The following is a 19277-nucleotide window of genomic DNA, read 5'->3' as shown; positions in this document are numbered from 1 at the left end:
ACACTATCACGTTTACACTTTTTCCATACACGACGCTCTTCCTATCTGTCTCAGGCGCCTCAAGACAGCGGTACGCCACAGCCACCCCCGACCGGCTGTGCAGTACCGCTGCCTCAACCACTCTGAGGCAGCGGTACTGCACAGCCGGGCATGACCGGCGTGACGTACGGGCGGCGGGTCAAGGGACCTGGTCGGGGAGGACGGCCAGGCCGGAGCGGGCGACGATCTCCTGGAGGGCGGCGACGTGGCCGGCGAACGCCTCGTGCCCGTGGGGACTGAGCTTCACCGACGTCCGGGGGCGCTTGCCGATGAAGGCCTTGCGGATCTCCGCATAACCGGCCTCCTCCAGCGTGGTCAGCTGCTTGGACAGCGCCGAGTCGGACATCTCGAGACTGTCCCGGAGGAACCGGAAGTCGGCCCAGTCGGTAGCGGCGAGCAGGCTGACCAGGGACAGTCGCGTCGGCGCGTGGATCAGCTCGTCGAAGCGGGGTTCGATGCTCACCGCGAGCCCGCCAGCGGCCGGGACAGCATCAGCTTGCGCAGGTGGGACATCAGGCGGGGTCCGCCGAAGGTCATGGCGGCGGCGACCGGCAGGATGGCCAGGGTCGCCGGGTACGGCACCGACAGCGCTTCGAGGGCGAACCCCAGCCCGACCCCGACGGCCACGAGACCGGCGGCGAAGCCGAGGATGGTGGCGATGCCGCGGGGGCCGATCAGGGTCTGCCGCACCTGCACGCGGGACTTGCGGACGAGGGCCATGATCACGGCGCCCAATCCTAGGGTGTAGACGAGTGTGGCGACCGCGATCACCCAGCCGATCCGGGTCTCGACGGCGGCCACGAACAGCAGCATGAGCACACTGACGGACACCCAGAACCAGGTGGGCACCAGGTTCGTGTCGACGACCTGTTCGCGGCGGGCTCGCATCTCGGCGAGGGCGAGTTCGGCGTCGATCGGCGGGATCTCCATGGGTTCCTCCTCAAGAAAGCACTTGCCTACTAGGAAAGTACCCCTCCACTTTCCTAGTAGGCAAGTACTTTCCGTGTCAGGAATCAGCGACCGCGGTCAGGAGATCAGCGACCGCGCCACCAGCACCGCCGGCAGCGTGACGACGAGCGCCGCGAGAAACGCCAGGAAGAACCGCAGGCGCAAGGTGCGGCGCAGCTCGTCACGGCGTTTCGCCCTCGTGGCTCGGAGCAGCCTGGACGCCAGGTACAGGTACGAACCGACGAGGGCGAACAGCGCCGGAGTCGCCAGCAGGGCACTGACCAGACCGGAGACTCCGCGCCAGCCCTCGTCACCGCCGCAGCTGACGACCCGGCGGCCGCTCACGCAGCGCGGCAGGCTGATGTCGTGGAGGACATCGGCAACCGCCCAGGTGAGGACCGCAACGGCGACCACGGCGATGGCACTGAACAGGAGAATGCTTCGACGGAACACGATCGTGATCCTGCCTCGGCGGCCGCGTAGAGTCGATGGGTGGACGACGGTGAGTCGGTGCGGCTGCGCCCGGTCGACGTCAGTGACGTCGAGGTCTTCTACCTGCAGGAAAACGACCCCGAGGCGCTGCGCCGGGCGAATTGGACAGCGCGCGACCGGAAAGCCTTCTTCGAGCACTGGGAGCGGCGCGTCCTCGGCGACTCCACCGTCCGGGTACGCGCGATCGTCGCCGGCGACGAACTGGCCGGCAACATCGCGGCCTGGTGGCAGGACGGCCGGCGGCTGATCGGCTTCTGGCTGGGCCGCGAGTTCTGGGGGCGCGGCATCGGCACACGCGCGCTGTCACTGTTCCTCGCGCCCGGCGAGGAGGAGACGCGCCCGCTCTATGCCGAGGCCGCGGTCCACAACGTGGCGTCGGTCAGAGCCCTCAAACGGCACGGCTTCGACGAGCTGGAGGTCGTCGAGGACGGGCCGGACGAGTTCGTGGTGCTGAAACTCGGTTAACGGCTTCGACGAGCTGGAGGTCGTCGAGGACGGGCCGGACGAGTTCGTGGTGCTGAAACTCGGTTAGCGGCGCGGCACCCAGAACTCGACCTCGGTGCCCTGTCCCGGTGCGCTGTGGATGGTGGTGGTGCCGCCCAGGTCGTTGATCCGGCCACGCATCGACTGGGCCACTCCGAGTCGTCCGGCATTCTCGGCCTCGGCGAGGCGCCCGGGAGTGAATCCGGCTCCGTCGTCACGGACGGTCACGCGTACCCCATCGCCTTCGTCCTCCAGCAGGATCCAGACGCGCGCGCCGTCGCCGGCGTGCCGGCGGACGTTGTCGAGGGCGGCAAGTACGGCCGCGACCAGCTCACCGCCGGTTCTGCCGGGCAACACCACCGCGGTGGCCGGCGCCGACAACTGCACTCCCGGCAGGGCGAGAGCCGCGGTCAGATCAACGTCCTCGGATTCGGTACGGGTGAGCGACCCCCCACCCCGCAGCAGGTTCCGCAGCGCCTGCTCCTGCTCGCCGGCGAGTGCCGCCAGTTCGCTGCCCGCCTCGCCGCGCTTGACCATGGCGAGCACCTGGAGCACACCGTCGTGGATGGGCCGGGCCAGCCGCTCGCGTTCGGCCTCGGCCGCCTCCCTGCGGATCTGCTCGGCCCGTTTGCGTTCGGCCCATCGCTCGGCCAGGTAGTGCGCCACCCCGATCCCGGCCACCCCGGCCGCCACGCCGAGCAGCACCTGCGCCGAGGTGGTGATGTTCTGCGCCGGCAGCAGCAGGCCCGAGTACTCACCGGGGCGATCCTGATAGGCGACCTGGACGGTCCGCAGCCCACCGTCCATCAGCACCGCCGCCAGCGGCCCGAGCACCGCCGGAACCGCCCCGCGCGGCGCCAGCGACGGAGCGATCGCACCGAACACCGCCGTGCCCGCGGCCGTGACGAGTACCAGCAGGACCATCCCGGGGACGACACTGCCCTGATCGACGAGCTTCTGCGGATTCCCGGTGGTCGCCGACCAGGCGATGTAGATGGCGACAGCGGCGCCGGCGCTGAGCACCACGCCACCGGCCACCCGCCACCGGGTCGCCGCCACGACCGCTCCGATCGCCACACCGGTGAGAGCGCCGATCCACCGGGCCGGCCCGTGGAACCCCAGTACCGACACGGCCAGCAGCATCGGTGCCGAGACGCCGACCAGCACGGCGCCCGCGGTCAGCGCCCCGGCCAGCGCCCACAGCCCCGCGACGGCGGCGAGCACCGCGGCTGCCCCGAGCCCGGCGACGCCGACCACCGCGGTGGCCGCTCCCGGATGCCGTTGCAGGGCCGACCCGTTGACGTCGAGCAGTTCGGCGAGCCGTTCGGTGTGCAGCAGCGCGAGCGGAATCTCCAGGAAGACCGCCGCACCCGCGGTCAGGATCAGGCGCAGCCGTCGCCAGCCCCACCACGGCTCACCCACCGGGGCCACCGCCTCCGGATCGCCGTACCGCAGCTCCGACAGCGCCGGAACCAGCGCGGCGGCACCGGCCAGGAGCAGGACCACGCGCCACACCGGCAGCGATTCCACCGGCATGAGCCAGGTGGCACCGCGCAGCGCGGCTGCGAACAGCACGGATCCGGCGGCCAGTCCGGCCACGGCCGACCCGGGACCCGGCCGGTGGCGCAGCAGCAGACTCTGGGCGCAGCCGAGAACCCCGGCCACCGCCAGTGGGTACGGCGCGACGGTCACGGCCAGATAGACCACACGCGGGAAGACAAGTGCGGTGATCTCCTGCACGACGAGCGGGGTGACGAGAAGCCCGGCCGTCGCGAGCAGGTACGGCCACCAGCGCACCAGCAGCAGTGCGGCGACGGTGGCGGCGACCGGGGCCGCAGCCATCACCCAGCCGAAGGAGTGGAACTCGGGACGGCCCGGGGTACTGATCAGCGGCATCGGACCGAACGGATCCCGCGGTGATGCCGCCACCACGATCAGCAGGGCTCCCCCGAGTCCGGCCAGCGCGATCCGCCACCGTGCATCCATGGTGGTGATCATGCTTGATCGACTGCGGCGCCGCTGACCCCGGGGTGCGGCAGCCGCCGGGGACGGCCCTCCGGGCGGTACTCGAAATGCCACCACTCGTTGTCGTACACCCGGTAGAGACGGTGTCGCGCCCCGTGTTCCTCCAGCCAGCGGGCGCCCTCACGGGGTCGTACGTCCAGGGCCGTGCCCGCGACGTGCCGCGACTCGTGCGGTGACAGCACCCAGCGGCGGGCCGCCTCGACCGAGCCGCTGCGGCGGATCTCCTCGGCGTACAGCACCGCCTGCCGGGCCGCCGTCCGGTAGCCGGAGGTGAGGCCGATCAGCTCGCCGTACCGCCACAGCGCCCGGGTGCGGGCCGCCTCGAACGCGGCCCGCGCCGACGGGTCCAGTCCGTCCAGGCTCTCGGCGGGGAACCGCAGCGCCAGCGCCCACCGGCAGGCGGTCTGCCGGGCGCGGCCGGGCGTGACCAGGCACGCGACCGGGGCGAGGGCGAAGGCGGTCATCCGGGTGATCGTCCGGTAGACCGGGTCACGGCGGCGTTCTTCAGGCATGAGAAGAACATCGCCGTTCGTGGATCAGCGGGCATGAGTACGCGTACTCAATCGGTGTTGAGTATTCCGTGTTCCATCGCGTAGCGGACCAGCTCGACGCGGTTGTGCAGCTGCAGTTTGCCGAGGGTGTTCTGCACGTGGTTCTGCACCGTGCGGTGGGAGACGACCAGGCGGTCGGCGACCTGCCGGTAGGTGAGTCCCTTCGCGACCAGGCGCAGCACCTCGGTCTCGCGGTCGGTCAGTTGCGGCTGCTCGTCGTCACGCCCGGACGGGGTCGCGGCCAGGCGGCGGTACTCGCCCAGCACCAGGCCGGCCAGCCCGGCGGTGAAGACGGCGTCACCGTCGGCGGTCCGGCGTACCGCGTCCAGGAACTCGTCCCGGCCGGCCGACTTGATGAGGTAGCCATTGGCTCCGGCCTTCACCGCGTCCAGGACGTCCTGCTGCTCGCCGCTGGCGGAGAGCATGAGGATGCGTACGCCCGGAACCGCCGCCAGCAGACCATGGATCACGTCGACGCCCGGCAGGTCGGGCAGCTGCAGGTCGAGGACGACCACCTCCGGCGCGGCAGCCGCGGCCACCCGCAGTGCCTGGGCACCCTCGCCGACCGCCGCAGTGACCAGATAGCCGGCCTCGGTCAGGTCCCGGGCCACGCCGTCACGCCACATCGGGTGGTCGTCGACGACCATCACACGTACGGTCACGCCGTCACGGTATAAGTTCGGGGCATGCATGTCCCGACCGCGGCGATCACCGCCGGTTCCCTGATCGGCGGCTGGCAGATCGCCCGCCGCACCGGTTCCCGTCCGCTCGGCGGCGCCGTCCTGGCCGCCGGGGGCCTGGTGGCCGGTCGCGAGTGGGCCCGGCGCACCGGCCCGATGACGACCGGCGCGCTGGTCGCCACCTATCTCGGCGCGTTCGCCGTCTCGCACCCGCTCGCGAAGCGGATCGGCCCGTGGCCGTCGGTGCTGGCCGTCGCGGCCGTGACCGCGGCCGCGTCGTGGGCCGCCGCGGACCGCTCCTGATCAGGGTCCCTCGAGGACGGTCCGGGTGATCCGGGGCCGGTCCCAGAGAGTCAGCAGCTCGTCGGCCAGGTCCAGGACCGGGATCGGGTGCGGTGTGCCGTTCACGTGGATACCGGCCGCCAGCAGGCTCCGCGGCACGGCACCGGCCGCCAGCAGGACCCGCCACTCCTCCGGCGCGAGCATCAGGAACTCCAGACCGGTCAGCCGGCCGATCTGCCGCGGGTCGGCAAGCGTGCCGGGGTAGGCGCTCAGGGTCCGCAACCGGGGCAGGCCGGCGACCGGTTCGAGGCTGAACGGCTCGCCGTCCCAGAACCCGATCTGCAGCACCTCCAGCTCCGGATGGGCGGCCTCGGCCACGCTGCGGGTGCTGTTGATGTTGACCCAGACCGACGCCGGCGACTCGCCGGTCACGGGCGGGGACGGCCGGGACGGCTTGCGGCCGGTGACCATGCCGGTCAGCGAGTCGGCGTGGAGGGCCGCTCCGGACATGTCCTCGTGGCTGATCAGAATGATCTGGCCGGTGTGCCCGGCGGGCCCGGGTGTCAGATCCACCGCGAAGCTGTCGCCGCCGCCGTTGCCGCCGAAGACGATCCAGCCGGGCGAGCCGACCAGGTCCTGCACGGCGTCGCCGGGGCCGGTCCGCAGGGTCACGCCCGCCGCGAACTGCCACAGTCTCTGCCGGGACGCCGCATCCGCGAAGGCCAGTTCCTCCAGGGGCACCAGTTCACAGCCGAGCACCTCGATGTGATCGCGATCGCCGTCCTCCCAGTGCGCACGGACCACCCGGTACACCGCTTTGAGCTCGTCGGGCAGCGCCAGGCCGAGCCGGGCCTCGGCCGCCGCGATCTCGGCCTCGGTGGCGCCGACGGCGTCCGGCAGCCGTTCCCGCAGGGTGCGCTCCAGCAGTCCGGGGTCGGCCGCCGGATCCGGCCCGCGACCGGGGTACGCCTCCGGGAGGCATCGCCACGGCTGCGGCACCGCGCCCTCGACCAGCAGCAACGCCCCCGGATAGGGCCCCTGCAGTCCGGCCTCCACCGCGGTCCCGGTGTCGAACAGGTGCAACACCGGACGGCCGGGGGTCTCCAGCAGGAAGCCGACGCTCTCCGGCCCCTCGGCGACGAGCACGTCCCGGACCCGCTGCACGGCGTCCCACTCGTCCTGCATGTCCTGGACCAGCATGGCCCGGCCGGCCGGCGGGGACCGGCGCGGCATCGGGACACTCCACGAGCCCACCCCGATCCGCCCGGCCACCCGGCCGCCCGGCTCGGACAGGGCCGCGGCGTTGCCCTCACGCACCACCCTGATCAGCGGCTCCCAGAGGGCGTAGTCGTGGATCGAGGACATCGTCGGCTCCCGGCGTCGGTGAACAGTGCGAGGGATTATCGCGACCCGTACGGTGTCGCGTCGCCCCCGGCCACCGATCACGGCCGGCGGGCGGCGCCTACGCTGCTGCAGATGATCGACGCAGTGGCGGTCCGGCCGCCCCGGCTGCGGGCCGGTGATCTGGTGGCGCTGGTCGCCCCGGCGGGGCCGGTGCCGCAGGAGCAGGCGGCCGGCGCCGAACGGATCCTGGCCGGCTGGGGTCTGCGGACGAGACGTGGGCGGCATTCTCTCGGCCGGCACGGTTTTCTCTCCGGTACGGACGACGAGCGCCTCGACGACCTGAACGCGGCCCTGCGGGACCCGGCGGTGCGGGGCGTGCTGTGCCTGCGTGGCGGTTACGGCAGTCAGCGGATCGTGGACCGGGTCGACTACGACGCGGTCCGCGCCGACCCGAAGGTGATCGTCGGCTTCTCCGACATCACGGCGCTGCACCTGGCCCTGTGGTGCGAGGCGCGGCTGGCCACCGTGCACGGTCCGGTCGGGGTGGCGCTGCGGGACGGCACACCGGCCGCGGAGGCGGTCCGCCGCACCATGATGACGACCGCATCGGTGGTGGTGGCCGCCGTGCCCTCGCCGGGCGGGTTCGCCGGCCGGGCGGAGGGCCTTCTGCTCGGTGGCAACCTGACCCTGCTCGCGGCGAGCTGCGGGACGCGGCACCAGCCACCCACGGCGGGGGCGATCCTGCTGCTGGAGGAGGTCAACGAGGCCGCGTACCGGGTGGACCGGTCGCTCGTTCAGCTGCGGCGCTCGGGCTGGTTCGACGGTCTGGCGGGGGTGGCCGTCGGGCATTTCACGAACTGTCCGGGGGCGGACGGGGTCCTGGCGGAGCATCTGGGCGAGCTCGGTGTCCCGGTGCTGTCCGGCCTGCCGATCGGGCACGATCTGGCACAGATCGCCGTACCCCTGGGGCTGCCCGCCCGGCTCGACACGGCCGCGGGCACTCTCACCGTCGGGGCTCTGGCCCGCTGACCACGCTACGCCGAGGATGGGCTCATGACGGATGAGTGGGTGGTGTGGCGGCAGGACGACAACGGCAACCGGTTCGTGGTGCGGCGGCTGGAGTCACGTGAGGAGGCCGAGGAGCTGGCGGCCGAGCTGGAGGCGCGCGGTCACAAGCAGCTGTACTGGGTGGTGACACCGGATCAGTAAATCCAGAACGGACAGAACCGCATATGTAAGGATAATTACATGCGGTTGTCTCGTCGCTCCCTGCTCAGTGCCGGCCTTCTCGGCGTGGCGGCCCCGACCCCAGGTCCCACCCCGGCACCGGGGCCCGGCGCGGCTGACTGGCGTGCCCTCGCCGACGGACTCGACGGCACCCTGGATCTGCCCGGCAGCGCCTCCTACGAGCAGGCCCGGCGGCTCTTCTCACCCCGGTTCGACCACATCCGCCCGCCCGCGATCGTGCACTGCGCCGGCCCGGCCGACGTCGCCGAAGCGGTCCGGTTCGCGGTCCGGACGGGACTGCCGATCGTGCCGCGCGGCGGTGGCCACTCCTACGTGGGCGCCTCCACCACGACGGCCGGCCTGGTCCTCGACCTGCGGGCACTGAAGGGTGTCGGCCACGACGCGCCGACGCGGACCGCGACGATCGGCGGCGGCACCTCGATTCTCGACGTCTACACCGGTCTCGGCGCGCACGGCGTCTCGATCCCGGCGGGCACCTGCGGGAGCGTCGGCATCAGCGGCCTGACCAGCGGCGGTGGAATCGGCGCGGTCACGTCCGCGTACGGCCTGACCTGCGACAATGTCGTGGCCGCCGATGTGGTCACCGCCGACGGCCGGTACCGGACCGTCGATGCCGCCCGGGAACCCGACCTGTTCTGGGCGCTGCGCGGCGGCGGGGGCGGGCAGTTCGGAGTGGTCACGTCGTGGCGGATCCGGACCCACCCGGCCGGGAACACCGGGACGTTCCAGCTTACGTTCCCGTGGACGGACGCCGCCGCGGTCGCCGCCGGCTGGCAGAACCGGATCGCGACCGCGCCGGACAGCAGGTGGTCGGCCTGCCAGTTCACCGCCGACCGGGTGGGCGCGCTGTCCGTACGCGTCGCCGGGTTCGTCCTCGACGGGGACGCCGCAGCCGAGGTCACCGCGATGACCGCCGCCATCGGCCGGACCCCGGCGAACACCGTCGTGGAGAACAAACCGCACACGCAGATCCTCCGGGAACGTGCCGCCGGTGCCGCCCGCGCCACCCACCTGATCGGCAGCGAGATCTTCCGGCAGCCGCTGCCGGCCGCAGGGATCACCGCCCTGATCGGCGTGGTGCAGGCCCGCGCCGCGAGCAGACGGCCGGGACTCGCCAAACTGAAACGGATGACCGGCGCTCCGGGCCGGGTCGCGGCCGGCACCACCGCATTCCCGTGGCACGGTGCCACAAGCATGCTGCAGTGGCTGGCCGAGCCCGCGGTCGCCGACCCGGCATCGGTCGCCGACGGGTACACCTGGATCGACTCCGGGCATCGGGCCGTGGCGCCCTGGTCGGCCGGGCGATACGTCAACTACCTGGAGCCGGGACCGGTTGATCCGGCGCGATACCACGGCGCTCACCTGGAACGACTGCGCCGGGTACGTGCCGCAGCCGACCCCAACCGGCTGTTCCGCGCCGCATACGCGATCTGACCGCACATAGGATCATGGCCATGGCTTCCGATCTCGTCGAACGTCTCGGTCTGCGGCCGCACCCCGAAGGCGGGTGGTACCGGGAGACCTGGCGCTCCCCGGTCAGCTTCGAACCGGACGGCTACGACGGGCCGCGGCACGCCGCCACCGCGATCTACTTCCTGCTGCACCCGGGTGAGCGGTCGGCATGGCACGTGGTCCGCTCCGCCGAGCTGTGGTTCTGGCACTCCGGCGGACCGCTGCTGCTGCGCCGCGGCGGTGACGGCGAACAGCCCGGCGACGGCGACGAGGTGCTGCTCGGGCCGGACGTGGCGGCCGGCCAGGAGCCGCAGGTGCTGATCCCGCCGGGAGTCTGGCAGGCCGCCGAGCCCGCCGGTGACGAACCGGTCCTGGTCAGCTGTGTGGTGGCGCCCGGCTTCGACTTCGCCGACTTCCGGATGCTCTAGCGCTACCAGCGAATGCTCCAGCGCTGTTTCCGGAGGCTCCAGCGCTACGGAACGGCGACCTTTGCGAACCGCCCCGGCTCGACGGTCAGGAACGTCTTCGCGCCGGGCAGGTGCAGCGGCGTGCCGGCGTACTCGCAACTGTCCGCGACCGCCAGCACGCGGCCGGTCAGCGGCTCGCTGCGCACCGCGACGCCCCACTCGGACAGCGAGAGCAGGCTGGCGCTGTCGGGGCTGAACGCCACGGTCCGCATCATCGGCGTGGTGTACTCGACGACGATCGACCGGTTGGTGCTGAGCTCGACGACGCGTGACCTGCGGTCGTTCGAGACGGCCGCGAGGTACTTCCCGTCGGGGCTGAACGCGAGCGTGCGAACGCCGCCGCCCGGGATGTACGGCTCCGCCTCCGGTTTCCAGTCCTCGGTCCGGAAGATCAGCACCTTGCCGCCCGGGCCGACCGCGGCCAGACGCGTGCCCTCGGCGTCGAAGACCAGCCGGCTGAGACCGTCGAAGTCGATCGAGAATCCGAACCGCTCCTGGATGTCCTTGACGTGACGGCCGGTGCGGACGTCCCGGATGCGCACCAGCTCGTCGCTGCCAGTGGCGACGTACCGCCCGTCCGGGCTGATCGCCACCGCATTGATGATCCGGATCTCATTCTTGCGGCCGGCGACCCCCAGGTCGTTCGGTACCGGCCACGCCCGGACCGTCTTGCCGGTGTCCACGTTCCACACCACGGCCGCCCGCACCGTTCCGGCGAGACTCGCGGCCGGCACCTCGCCGTGCGACACCATCAGCTTGCCGTCCGGGGTGAACACGGGCGAGGTGGTCATCCGGTTCAGATCGAAGGAGCGCCCCTTGCGGCCGGTGGCGACGTCGAACAGCGTCATGGCGTGCACGTCGACCACGAAGCGCCCGTCCGGGCTCGCCACGACCGGGTGGTCCTTCTCGCCGAACTCGGCCGGCACCACGCCCAGAGGCTGCCCGCACGGGTCCTTCTCCAGGCCGCCGGTCAGCCCGAACCAGTCGGTCGTCGCGCCGATCACGATCGTGCCGGCGCCGCAGCAGACGGCCGCCACGGTCACGATCGTGAGGAGCACCCGCCTCCCCCGCGACACCGGCTGCGCCGGCTGTCCCTCGGCAACCATGCGAAACTCCCCGTCTGCCGCGCGGTCACGCACCCATCGAAAACGGTCACCCTAAACCCACCGATTTCGTACGGTCGAAGCGCCCCCGGCAGAGGGTGTGGGACTCAGCGCGACCAGAACCAGCGGCGAGGGCCGCGGCGGCGCCAGGTCATCTCGTCGGCGATCATGGCACGGACGCTGGCGACCGCGATCGTCAACGCCTCCCGCAGGCCCGCGCACGTGCGGCAGTCCGGACCGCCGTCGCACTCGGTGCGGTGGTCGAGGGCGATGTCGGTCACCACCCGGTCCAGGGCGGCGCACGCGTAGGTACCCCGATCGTTCGGGTGCTGCCGGGACAGGATCTCCCGGAACGCGGCTATCTCTTCGTCATCGGTCGCGTACAGGTGTGCCGCACTCTCCACCTGGCGCAACGCGTCCTGAGCCGTCTCGTTCACGTGCAAGGCACTCCCCCAAGGCCCGTGGACGTGTGGACGGTGAACCTACCGCCGCATCGATCCGGCACACATGGGCCGGACAGCCGATCATCTCTGTCGAACACACGACTCCTCCCGGGTGAGCGCGCGAACCGTATCAGCATGCCGCGGCTCCCACCAGGCACGGGACCGGGTCGGCGACCCCCACTCTCCGTAACGTGCGACCGCGGCAGACCCGGATGCCGAGATCGTCACTCGGAGATCGACCCACACTCAGGACGCGTCAGCCCGAGGCAAGCCTTTTGAGTCACCCGGCGGCCACAGTAAGTCAGTGGGCGAATCGGTACCAACAGAGGTGGTCAGGCTGGGAGGCCGGACCGGACCGTGCCGTGACAAGGGCAGCCCCGGAAGGCAACGGGCACCGCGGTAGCCGGCTTCGGCCGTTCGGCCGCGGCCTCGATGTCGGCGAGCATTTGCCGGCGCCGGGACGGGTCGATGTGGCTGCCGCGGACGAAGACGCTGTCGATGCGTGTCGTGTTGCGGATGTCATGCAGCGGGCCGGCGTCGAGCAGCACCAGGTCGGCGAACGCCCCGCGAGTGATCACGCCTTGGTCGTAACGGCCCAGGTAGCGCGCCGGGTTCAGCGTTGCGGCGGCGAGGGCGTCGATGGGTTTCAGGCCCGCCCGTACGAGCAGCGCCAGCTCGTCGTGGAGGCTGAAGCCGGGCATCAGGTACGTGGTGCCGAGGTCGGTTCCGGTCATCAGCGGCACGCCGGCTTCGGCCAGGTCGGCGGTCAGCTCAAGGCGGCGCTGGAAGAGCTCTTGCGACTTGGTGACCGCGGCCTGGGTACGGCCGGGAAGGTACAGGTTGTCCAAGGCCCAGTCCCAGTATCCGATCATGTCGGCGCTGAAGTACCGGTAGCGGGAGTCTTGGCGGCGGATCTGCTCAGGCATGTCATTGGTTTCGTGCAGCACCAGCGTCGGCGTGAAGAACGTGCCGTTGCGAGCGATCCGGTGGAATACCCGCATGGCCTTGCGGCGGTCGTAACTGCGGGCCGCGGCGTACTCGTACGGGTGCATCTTGGTGAACCAGCCGTTGTAGTCGCCTGGACCGATGGGAACCGCGGCGACGGCCCGGCGCAGCCGGTCCTCCTCGCTCGACGTGGCGTACCACACCTCGAATAGGTGCTCGACCGTCCGCATGCCACGATCGCTGGCGTCGGTCAGCGCCACAAAGTCGGGCACGTGGCCGAGGAACGGTAGCCCGAGCTTGGCGGATTCGTCGGCGACGGCGAGGAACGACTCGCGGCTCAGCCGCGTGTAAGTCTTGATGAAGGCGGCTCCGGCGGCGTGTTCCTGCTGTACGGCAGATCGGGCCTGCGCGGGGTTCGCGACCGAGACGTGCACCGACCCGTCGACGTCCAGCCCGTCCCACAGCGAGGGCGCGCCGTCGATGATCCGGCTGCCGATCGACCACTGCGGGCCGAGGCGAGTGCCAGCGACGATCTGCCGCTGCCAGGTCGAGGCCGGACCGCTGCCCGACATCTGCCGGGTGGTGGTGACACCGTTGACCACATACAGCTCAGGATCGGTGTCGTCGATGCCTACGGCATGCGTGTGCATGTCGGCGAGGCCCGGGATGAGGTATTTCCCGGCGCCGTCGAGGACGGTGGCGTCGTGCGGGACCGGCACCCGCGGGGCCGGACCGGCGTCGAGGATGCGGTCACCCCGGATGAGTACGGTGCATCCGCGCCGGCTGCCGCCGACCGCGTCGATCACGGTCACGCCCCGGATCGCGATCAGTCTCCGGGCCGCCGCCCCAGAGCTCGCCCCGGCCGACAGTCCGAGGGCGGCACCCGCGACGCCGAAGGTTGTGCCGGTGAGGATGGTTCGTCGTTGCATGAGCCGCTCCCTGTCTGCGTGCACTCGGTCAGGGATGAGCCTGCCCGCCCGGACCGGCAGAATCAGGGGTGCTGCGTCCCGTGCCCGTGGGAGGGCTGGCACCACCCGCCTGGCCGGAGCCCTCTGGAGCCGTGACGACGCCGAACTAAGCAGGCATGCGCCCTGCCGGTCACCGCGGCGCGGAGAGGCTCCGATCGTGCACGCCGACATCGACCCGGCGGAGAGTGAAGGCGGACGGGTCGAACCCGCTGCCGGCCCTGCGCACCGTGGATGCTCGCACCCGCCCCGGCATGATCAGGAGAGATCATGCCGGGACGAGCATCTACTTCGGAATTCGCCAACAGAGTCCCGTACGGCCCGGGGCTCCTCGAACGCCTCGATCGGTCAGCGGGTGGTGGGCTTGTCGGCGCCCTTGTCCACGGCTGTCCGGCTTTCCTCGATGCTGACGACGAGTGCGTCCGCGTCCTGGCAGATGGTCTCGAACTTCAGCATCGCGGTCCGCAGTTCGGCGAGGTGACCGGCCTCCTCCGGCTCTCCGGCGGCGACCTGGGCCTGCCGCACCGGAACCTCGAGCACCGCGGCGGCGGCCGTGATGATCGTGCTCTTCGACGTCCTGCCGAGGGTCACGATCCGGCTGGCCGTGGCCACGTCGAAGTCGTAGCCACCTTGACCGAGAGTGGCCTGGTGGGAGATGCCGCAGGCCTCGGCGGTCGCCGCGTCCAAGCCGCTGATCGTCACCGCCGGGGCCGCGGTGGCGGCCGGGGCGACAGACTGTCCGCTGGTGGCGCAGCCGGAGATCACCAGAAGGGTGCTGGTGAGGACGGCCGCGGTGCTGGTTCCTCGCATGGCCCGGAGGCTACCCGGCACCTCCGGCCGCCGGGCCGCCCACATGGCGGGATGTGACGAACGTCGTCCGGTTACCGGTAGTGGCGGTTCCCGGCGTCCGTAGCGGCTCATCACGCACCGCTACCCCCGACGGCATGTGGTGGGATGGCGAACGTGACACTCGAAGCGCTGCCCGAGCCGCCCGCCCGCGCGCCCGACCTGACCGACGACTTCACCGGGCCGGGCCTGCGGGACGACCTCTGGATCGACCACTACCTGCCACACTGGAGCACCCCGGAGCGGTCCCGGGCACGCTACGACCTCGACGGTGCCGGACTCCGGCTACGGATCGACGAGGATCAGCCGGACTGGCGGCCCGAGGACGCCCCGCTACGCGTCTCCAACATCCAGACCGGCAACTTCTCCGGCGCCGCCGGGGAGAACCGCGGCACCCACCGGCACCGGCCCGACGGTCTGACCGTCCGCAGTCCCGGCGGCACCCGCCTGCTCTGGACACCGACGGCCGGCCGGATCGACGTGACCGTCACTGCCGGCACCGATCCGGGCAGCATGCTCGCCGTCTGGCTGGTCGGCAGCGAACATCTCAGCCCGCGCGACAGCGGCGAGATCTGCGTCTTCGAGATCGACGCCGAAGCCGTCCGCCGGCACGAACTCACCGCCCGCACCGGCATCAAGGCCCACCACGACGACCGTCTGCGCACCGACATGACCGAGGTCGTGGTGCCGGTGGACGCCGGGCGCCCGCACACGTGGACCGCGATCTGGGGACCGGACGGCACGGTCATCGGCTGCGCGGGCCGGGTGGTCGGCCGGTTCGGCCAGGCGCCCGGCTACCCGCTGATCCTGATGATCGATCTGTTCGAGACGGGTGGCCGCTCCTCCGGGTATCCGAAGACGGCCCGTATCCACGGCATCCGTGCCTGGCACGACTGACCGGCCCGCGCGGTGCCGGGGCAGGAGCCGAGCCGAGCCGGGGCCGGGGCCGGGCGGGGCGGGCTCACCTCCGCGGCGCGGCCCGCGTGGTGCCGGGAGTGCGTTGGACGTACAGGATGATGTGATTTGAGGGGGTTCGGCGGTTGGGGTGATGGACGTGACGCAGTGTGCGCGGACACGTTTGCAGGTGTGGGCGGCATTGTGGTGCTGGAGTTGGCAGGGGGACGGCACTCTCGGCGGAGGCGGGTCGCGGCATGGAGCACGGAGATCTGGTCAGGGCGGCCACCGCTGCGGTGGCGTTCGCGGTGATGCTCGCCGGGCACTACATCGGTGACCACTGGGTGCAGACCAGCGGACAGGCGTACGGCAAAGGCCTCGACCGGGTCGGCTGCGTTCGCAAGGTCGCGGTGTGGCAGTGCACCAAACACGTCATGTCATGGACGGCCACGACCACTCTGTTCCTGCTCGCCGCGGCGTGGTGGCTGCGCCTGCCGCTGCAGCCCGGATGGCTCGTGGCGGGCATCGCACTCAACGCCGTCACGCATTTCGCCGCCGACCTGCGTACCCCGCTGATCCGGCTCGGCCGCCTCCTGGGCCGTGGCGGATACCTCGACCATGTGGGCGTGGTCCGGCCGTCCGGTCCGGCGAACAGTGGCCCCGGCACCGGGCTGTTCGAGCTGGACCAGGCGTGGCACATCGGCTGGCTCGCGGTGTCCGCCCTGCTGATCGCCGGCCCTCCCGTCTGACCGCTCCCCACGCACCCACGGCCCACTGACGCGTGGTGACCTGCGGCGCGGCACCACACGTCACCACGCGAACGGGCGCTCCCTGCAGCGTGGTGACTCCCGACCCGTGGCGGACCGGCAGTCACCACTTCGGGGAGGATGGTCAGAAGACCATGCGGATCACGGCGGTCACGCCGACCGCGACTATCACCCCTCGCAGAACCGCGTCGGGGAGGCGCCGGCCGTAACGGGCGGCGACCACCCCGCCGGCGACCGCGCTGACCGCGATCAGCAGCGCGGGCAGCCACGACACGACTCCGGCGACGACGAAGACCACGGCGGCCACCATGTTGGCCACCCCGGCCAGGATGTTCTTCAGGCCGTTGACCTGCTGCAGGTTCGATGACACGAGCACTCCGAGCAGGCCCAGGAGCAGCACACCGAGCGCAGCGCCGAAATAGCCGCCGTAGACACCGGCCGCGAACACCCCAGCGATCAGCGCGGGACCGGCCGGACGGGCGGTGACCTGACGACGGCCAGCGGGAACGCCAACGGTGTCGGCATCGGCAGGGACGTCGGCAGCGGCAGGGAGGTCGGCAGCGGCAGTGAGGCCGGCATCGGCAGGGACGTCGGCAGCGCTTCCGGGCTCGGGCTCGGTGTCCGGCTGGTGGGCCACGCTGCGGGTGCCCCGGCTGCGCAGCACCCGCACGAGCCAGGGCTGGAGCACGATCAGAATGAGGGCACCGCCGATGAGGACCGGCACCACCGCCCGGAACGTGGCGTCCGGCAGCACCAGCAGCAGCGCCGCTCCGACGACACCGCCGGCCAGAGCGGCCGCACCGAGCGGAAGCAGCAGACGGCGGTGGACCGCGATCTCGGCGCGATAGCCGTACGCCGCCGCGAACGAACCCGGCACCAGGCCGACCGCGTTGGAGGCGTTCGCCACGACCGGCGGGTAGCCGAGCGCCAGCAGGACGGGAAAGGTCACCAGGGTTCCGGAGCCGACCAGCGCGTTGATCGCACCGGCCGCCGCGCCGGCCGCAAGTATCTGGGCGGCCTCGATGGGTTGCACAGGCTCTCGCCTCTCGCACGGGACGGTCGCCGCCGGCAACGGTCGCCGCCGTCCATGGGTTCGTGGTCGTCACCGAGCCTATGAGCAACGATCATGCCGGGACGGCCGCCCGGACCGCGATCCCAGAGCCTGGATGGTGTCAGGATCGCGGTGGGCGGCGGCGGATCGTGAGGACGAGCACCGCCGCCAGGACGGCCGTCACGGTGAACATGCATGCCAGCATGCCGATCAGTTGGATCGGCTTCAATGCGCCCATGCCGTCACCCTACTGTGGATCGCCGGTCACCTCGTGCGGCGTTTCAGGGTGCGCGTGTAGTCCTGGAAACGGGCCTTGGCGATCACCGACCGGCCGGCGGTACGGAGCACCACACCTTCGGCGCCGCCCAGGCCGGAGTCGTCGAGGGCCACGCGGGTACGCGGGAGCCGCTCGGCGAGGAAACCGTGCATGCCCTCGATCGTGGACGGCAGCGAGCCGGCGTCCACCGTGAACAGGCGCGGCGTCAGGTCGAGGCCGGTATCCCGCAGTTGCTCCTCGGTGAACCAGTGCTGCCCGCCGCCCTCGCGCCACGCCGAGATCCGCTGCGGCGCCCAGGTGAGCCGCTCGTCGAGGTCGTCGACGACGGCCACGTCGAAGAGCCGCCAGCCGACGGCGCCACGGGCCGAGTACTGCTTCGCCTGACCGCCGATCCTGCCGCCGTACAGCTCCAGGTAGTAGACCCGGATGTGGCCGGCAGGCGTCCCGGCCAGGCTCTCGGCGAGCGGCCGCAGGGCGGCGACGATGCCGAGGGCCGGGTTGCCGATCAGGTCACCCTGGGCGTACAGGAATTCCTCCCGCGATCCGAGCAGATAGGTGCCGTCCGGCAGCACGACGACCCGTGAGTTGGTGCCGTCGACCTTCTCGGTCCCGATGACGGGGCCGGCGAACGTGACCGGTTCCTCGACGAGGCCGCCGTTGCGGGGGTCGAGCGCGTGGTACGTGGGGATCGACGGATATTTGGTCAGCGAGTTGAGCGCGGCCAGGTCGACCGAGCGGACATCGAAACCGGACATGCCGGCGATGCTCTCAGGCGGGCGTCACGAACCGCGACCCGATTAAGTCCCGGCGACGGAGAGGGTGACGGGCCGCCCCCGGACAGGTCCGGCCGCTATCCTCTGTGGATGGCCGAGATCTTCGACACCGAACGGCCCCATCCGGCCCGCGTCTACGACGTGTTGCTCGGCGGCAAGGACAACTTCGCCGCCGACCGGGCGGCCGCGGCCGAAGGGCTGAAGGCGAACCCGAACGCGGCGACCGCGCCGAAGCAGAACCGGGCGTTCATGCGGCGCACCGTCCGGTTCCTGTCCGCCGCCGGGATGCGCCAGTTCCTCGACATCGGCACCGGCCTGCCCACCTCGCCGAATGTGCACGAGGTGGCGCAGGGAGCCGACCCGTCGGCGCGGATCGTGTATGTCGACAACGACCCGCTCGTGCTGGCCCACGCCCGCGCCCTGCTGACCAGCGCGCCCGAGGGGTGTACCGCCTATCTGGACGCGGACCTGCGCGATCCGGAGAAGATCCTGGCCGAGGCGCGGCAGATCCTCGATTTCGACCGGCCGGTCGCGGTGCTCCTCTTCGCGGTCCTGCACTTCCTGGAGGACGACGCCGATCCGTACGGCATCGTCGCGCGCCTGATGGCCGAGCTGCCGTCCGGCAGTCACCTGGTGATCTCGCACATCACCGCCGACCACGATCCCGAGTCGTGGGCCCGGTTCGCCGAGATCATGCGCCGGCAGGGCATCACCACACGCCTGCGGGACAGGGCCGAGGTCGCCCGGTTCTTCAACGGGCTCGAGCCGGTCGAGCCCGGTGTGGTGCCGATCCGGCAGTGGCGCCCCGAGGAGGAGACCGGGTTCACCGACGCGCAGGTCGCCCTCTACGGCGGGGTGGCCCGCAAGCGCTGAACCCCCGTCACGGCGGGGCGATGGACCCCGCCGTGACCGGAATGCCGCACCCGTATCGAAACGGGCTCCGGCACGTCGTCGGGCGCCGATCAGGCCGGCGTGGCACCGTCCATCTGCTCCCGCAGGCTGCGCGGACGCATGTCGGTCCAGACCTCGTCGACGTAGGCCGAGCACTCGTCCCGGCTGCCCTCCTTGCCGACGCGGTGCCACCCTGCCGGCACCTCCTGGCCCACCGGCCACAGGGAGTACTGCTCCTCGTCGTTGCGGAGCACCTCGTACCGGGCGTCGTCGTCCATGATCGTCTCCATCCGTGTGGGTGTTGCCTGACG

General features: G+C 71.4%; 23 protein-coding genes. 9 read left to right on the top strand and 14 right to left on the bottom strand.

Features of this window, described 5'->3' with window-relative positions; genetic code table 11:
• Positions 1 to 178: 178 nt before the first annotated feature.
• The 3 genes from AB0G04_RS42455 to AB0G04_RS42445 all read right to left on the bottom strand — a co-directional run bounded on the left by AB0G04_RS42455 (position 179) and on the right by AB0G04_RS42445 (position 1440).
• A complete protein-coding gene (locus AB0G04_RS42455; RefSeq protein ID WP_360995865.1) occupies positions 179 to 502 on the bottom strand; it encodes a transcriptional regulator in 324 nt (107 codons plus the stop codon).
• A complete protein-coding gene (locus AB0G04_RS42450) occupies positions 499 to 969 on the bottom strand; it encodes a hypothetical protein (protein ID WP_360995862.1) in 471 nt (156 codons plus the stop codon). The genes AB0G04_RS42455 and AB0G04_RS42450 overlap by 4 nt, the downstream gene beginning before the upstream one ends.
• A gap of 96 nt (positions 970 to 1065) precedes the next feature.
• Positions 1066 to 1440, bottom strand: coding sequence for a hypothetical protein (locus AB0G04_RS42445; RefSeq protein WP_360995859.1), 375 nt, complete (start codon positions 1438 to 1440; stop codon positions 1066 to 1068).
• Positions 1441 to 1479: 39 nt separating this feature from the next.
• On the opposite strand from AB0G04_RS42445, the gene AB0G04_RS42440 reads away from it, so the two are divergent.
• The gene (locus tag AB0G04_RS42440) at positions 1480 to 1944 is read left to right on the top strand and encodes a GNAT family N-acetyltransferase (protein ID WP_360995856.1); all 465 of its coding nucleotides are present in this window, start codon (positions 1480 to 1482) and stop codon (positions 1942 to 1944) included.
• A gap of 63 nt (positions 1945 to 2007) precedes the next feature.
• Here the strand turns inward: AB0G04_RS42440 and AB0G04_RS42435 are convergent, their stop codons facing one another.
• From AB0G04_RS42435 to AB0G04_RS42425, 3 genes are read right to left on the bottom strand one after another with little or no spacing between them, the layout of a single operon-like run.
• Positions 2008 to 3948: an ATP-binding protein gene (locus AB0G04_RS42435; protein WP_360995853.1), complete on the bottom strand. Its 1941-nt coding sequence runs from the start codon at positions 3946 to 3948 to the stop codon at positions 2008 to 2010.
• An 8-nt stretch (positions 3949 to 3956) separates the two neighbouring features.
• Entirely contained in the window at positions 3957 to 4499 is a 543-nt protein-coding gene (locus AB0G04_RS42430; RefSeq protein WP_360995850.1) for a D-alanyl-D-alanine carboxypeptidase family protein, read from the bottom strand.
• A gap of 47 nt (positions 4500 to 4546) precedes the next feature.
• Complete coding sequence (locus tag AB0G04_RS42425; protein WP_360995868.1) at positions 4547 to 5185, bottom strand: response regulator transcription factor; 639 nt, start codon at positions 5183 to 5185, stop codon at positions 4547 to 4549.
• Positions 5186 to 5224: 39 nt separating this feature from the next.
• Between AB0G04_RS42425 and AB0G04_RS42420 the strand changes: the two genes are divergently transcribed.
• The gene (locus tag AB0G04_RS42420) at positions 5225 to 5521 is read left to right on the top strand and encodes a hypothetical protein (protein ID WP_360995848.1); all 297 of its coding nucleotides are present in this window, start codon (positions 5225 to 5227) and stop codon (positions 5519 to 5521) included.
• On the opposite strand, the gene AB0G04_RS42415 is transcribed toward AB0G04_RS42420, so the two are convergent.
• Positions 5522 to 6865: an SMI1/KNR4 family protein gene (locus AB0G04_RS42415; RefSeq protein WP_360995845.1), complete on the bottom strand. Its 1344-nt coding sequence runs from the start codon at positions 6863 to 6865 to the stop codon at positions 5522 to 5524.
• 111 nt (positions 6866 to 6976) lie between these two features.
• On the opposite strand from AB0G04_RS42415, the gene AB0G04_RS42410 reads away from it, so the two are divergent.
• The 4 genes from AB0G04_RS42410 to AB0G04_RS42395 are packed head-to-tail and all read left to right on the top strand — an operon-like array spanning position 6977 to position 9972.
• A complete protein-coding gene (locus tag AB0G04_RS42410) occupies positions 6977 to 7873 on the top strand; it encodes an LD-carboxypeptidase (RefSeq protein ID WP_360995844.1) in 897 nt (298 codons plus the stop codon).
• A 24-nt stretch (positions 7874 to 7897) separates the two neighbouring features.
• Positions 7898 to 8053 carry a hypothetical protein gene (locus AB0G04_RS42405; protein WP_360995842.1) on the top strand — a complete coding sequence of 52 codons (156 nt, stop codon included), beginning with the start codon at positions 7898 to 7900 and terminating at the stop codon, positions 8051 to 8053.
• A gap of 39 nt (positions 8054 to 8092) precedes the next feature.
• Positions 8093 to 9526, top strand: coding sequence for an FAD-binding oxidoreductase (locus AB0G04_RS42400; RefSeq protein WP_360995840.1), 1434 nt, complete (start codon positions 8093 to 8095; stop codon positions 9524 to 9526).
• A gap of 20 nt (positions 9527 to 9546) precedes the next feature.
• The gene (locus AB0G04_RS42395) at positions 9547 to 9972 is read left to right on the top strand and encodes a cupin domain-containing protein (RefSeq protein WP_360995837.1); all 426 of its coding nucleotides are present in this window, start codon (positions 9547 to 9549) and stop codon (positions 9970 to 9972) included.
• A gap of 44 nt (positions 9973 to 10016) precedes the next feature.
• Here the strand turns inward: AB0G04_RS42395 and AB0G04_RS42390 are convergent, their stop codons facing one another.
• The 4 genes from AB0G04_RS42390 to AB0G04_RS42375 all read right to left on the bottom strand — a co-directional run bounded on the left by AB0G04_RS42390 (position 10017) and on the right by AB0G04_RS42375 (position 14277).
• Positions 10017 to 11117 (bottom strand): hypothetical protein, encoded by a 1101-nt coding sequence (locus tag AB0G04_RS42390; RefSeq protein ID WP_360995834.1) that lies wholly within the window; start codon positions 11115 to 11117, stop codon positions 10017 to 10019.
• A 104-nt stretch (positions 11118 to 11221) separates the two neighbouring features.
• The gene (locus AB0G04_RS42385; RefSeq protein ID WP_360995831.1) at positions 11222 to 11551 is read right to left on the bottom strand and encodes a hypothetical protein; all 330 of its coding nucleotides are present in this window, start codon (positions 11549 to 11551) and stop codon (positions 11222 to 11224) included.
• Positions 11552 to 11889: 338 nt separating this feature from the next.
• Complete coding sequence (locus AB0G04_RS42380) at positions 11890 to 13431, bottom strand: amidohydrolase family protein (protein ID WP_360995828.1); 1542 nt, start codon at positions 13429 to 13431, stop codon at positions 11890 to 11892.
• A gap of 384 nt (positions 13432 to 13815) precedes the next feature.
• On the bottom strand, positions 13816 to 14277 hold the full coding sequence (locus AB0G04_RS42375) for a hypothetical protein (protein WP_360995826.1): 462 nt from the start codon (positions 14275 to 14277) through the stop codon (positions 13816 to 13818).
• Positions 14278 to 14430: 153 nt separating this feature from the next.
• On the opposite strand from AB0G04_RS42375, the gene AB0G04_RS42370 reads away from it, so the two are divergent.
• The gene (locus AB0G04_RS42370; RefSeq protein ID WP_360995823.1) at positions 14431 to 15210 is read left to right on the top strand and encodes a hypothetical protein; all 780 of its coding nucleotides are present in this window, start codon (positions 14431 to 14433) and stop codon (positions 15208 to 15210) included.
• 254 nt (positions 15211 to 15464) lie between these two features.
• Positions 15465 to 15956, top strand: a complete 492-nt coding sequence (locus tag AB0G04_RS42365; RefSeq protein WP_360995820.1) for a transcriptional regulator — start codon at positions 15465 to 15467, stop codon at positions 15954 to 15956.
• 142 nt (positions 15957 to 16098) lie between these two features.
• Here AB0G04_RS42365 and AB0G04_RS42360 read toward each other — a convergent pair whose 3' ends face one another.
• Both AB0G04_RS42360 and AB0G04_RS42355 read right to left on the bottom strand, forming a co-directional pair.
• Positions 16099 to 17007, bottom strand: a complete 909-nt coding sequence (locus tag AB0G04_RS42360; RefSeq protein ID WP_360995817.1) for a TSUP family transporter — start codon at positions 17005 to 17007, stop codon at positions 16099 to 16101.
• Positions 17008 to 17289: 282 nt separating this feature from the next.
• Complete coding sequence (locus AB0G04_RS42355) at positions 17290 to 18057, bottom strand: RNA ligase family protein (RefSeq protein ID WP_360995815.1); 768 nt, start codon at positions 18055 to 18057, stop codon at positions 17290 to 17292.
• Between the two features lie 108 nt (positions 18058 to 18165).
• Between AB0G04_RS42355 and AB0G04_RS42350 the strand changes: the two genes are divergently transcribed.
• Entirely contained in the window at positions 18166 to 18948 is a 783-nt protein-coding gene (locus AB0G04_RS42350) for an SAM-dependent methyltransferase (RefSeq protein ID WP_360995811.1), read from the top strand.
• Positions 18949 to 19037: 89 nt separating this feature from the next.
• Here AB0G04_RS42350 and AB0G04_RS42345 read toward each other — a convergent pair whose 3' ends face one another.
• On the bottom strand, positions 19038 to 19256 hold the full coding sequence (locus tag AB0G04_RS42345; RefSeq protein ID WP_360995808.1) for an MbtH family NRPS accessory protein: 219 nt from the start codon (positions 19254 to 19256) through the stop codon (positions 19038 to 19040).
• Between the last annotated feature and the right edge of the window lie 21 nt (positions 19257 to 19277).

It is taken from the genome of Actinoplanes sp. NPDC023801, from assembly GCF_040639655.1.
Classification (GTDB): domain Bacteria; phylum Actinomycetota; class Actinomycetes; order Mycobacteriales; family Micromonosporaceae; genus Actinoplanes.
Note: the sequence above shows the minus strand (reverse complement) of the source record. Positions and strands in the feature narration are given on the sequence as shown.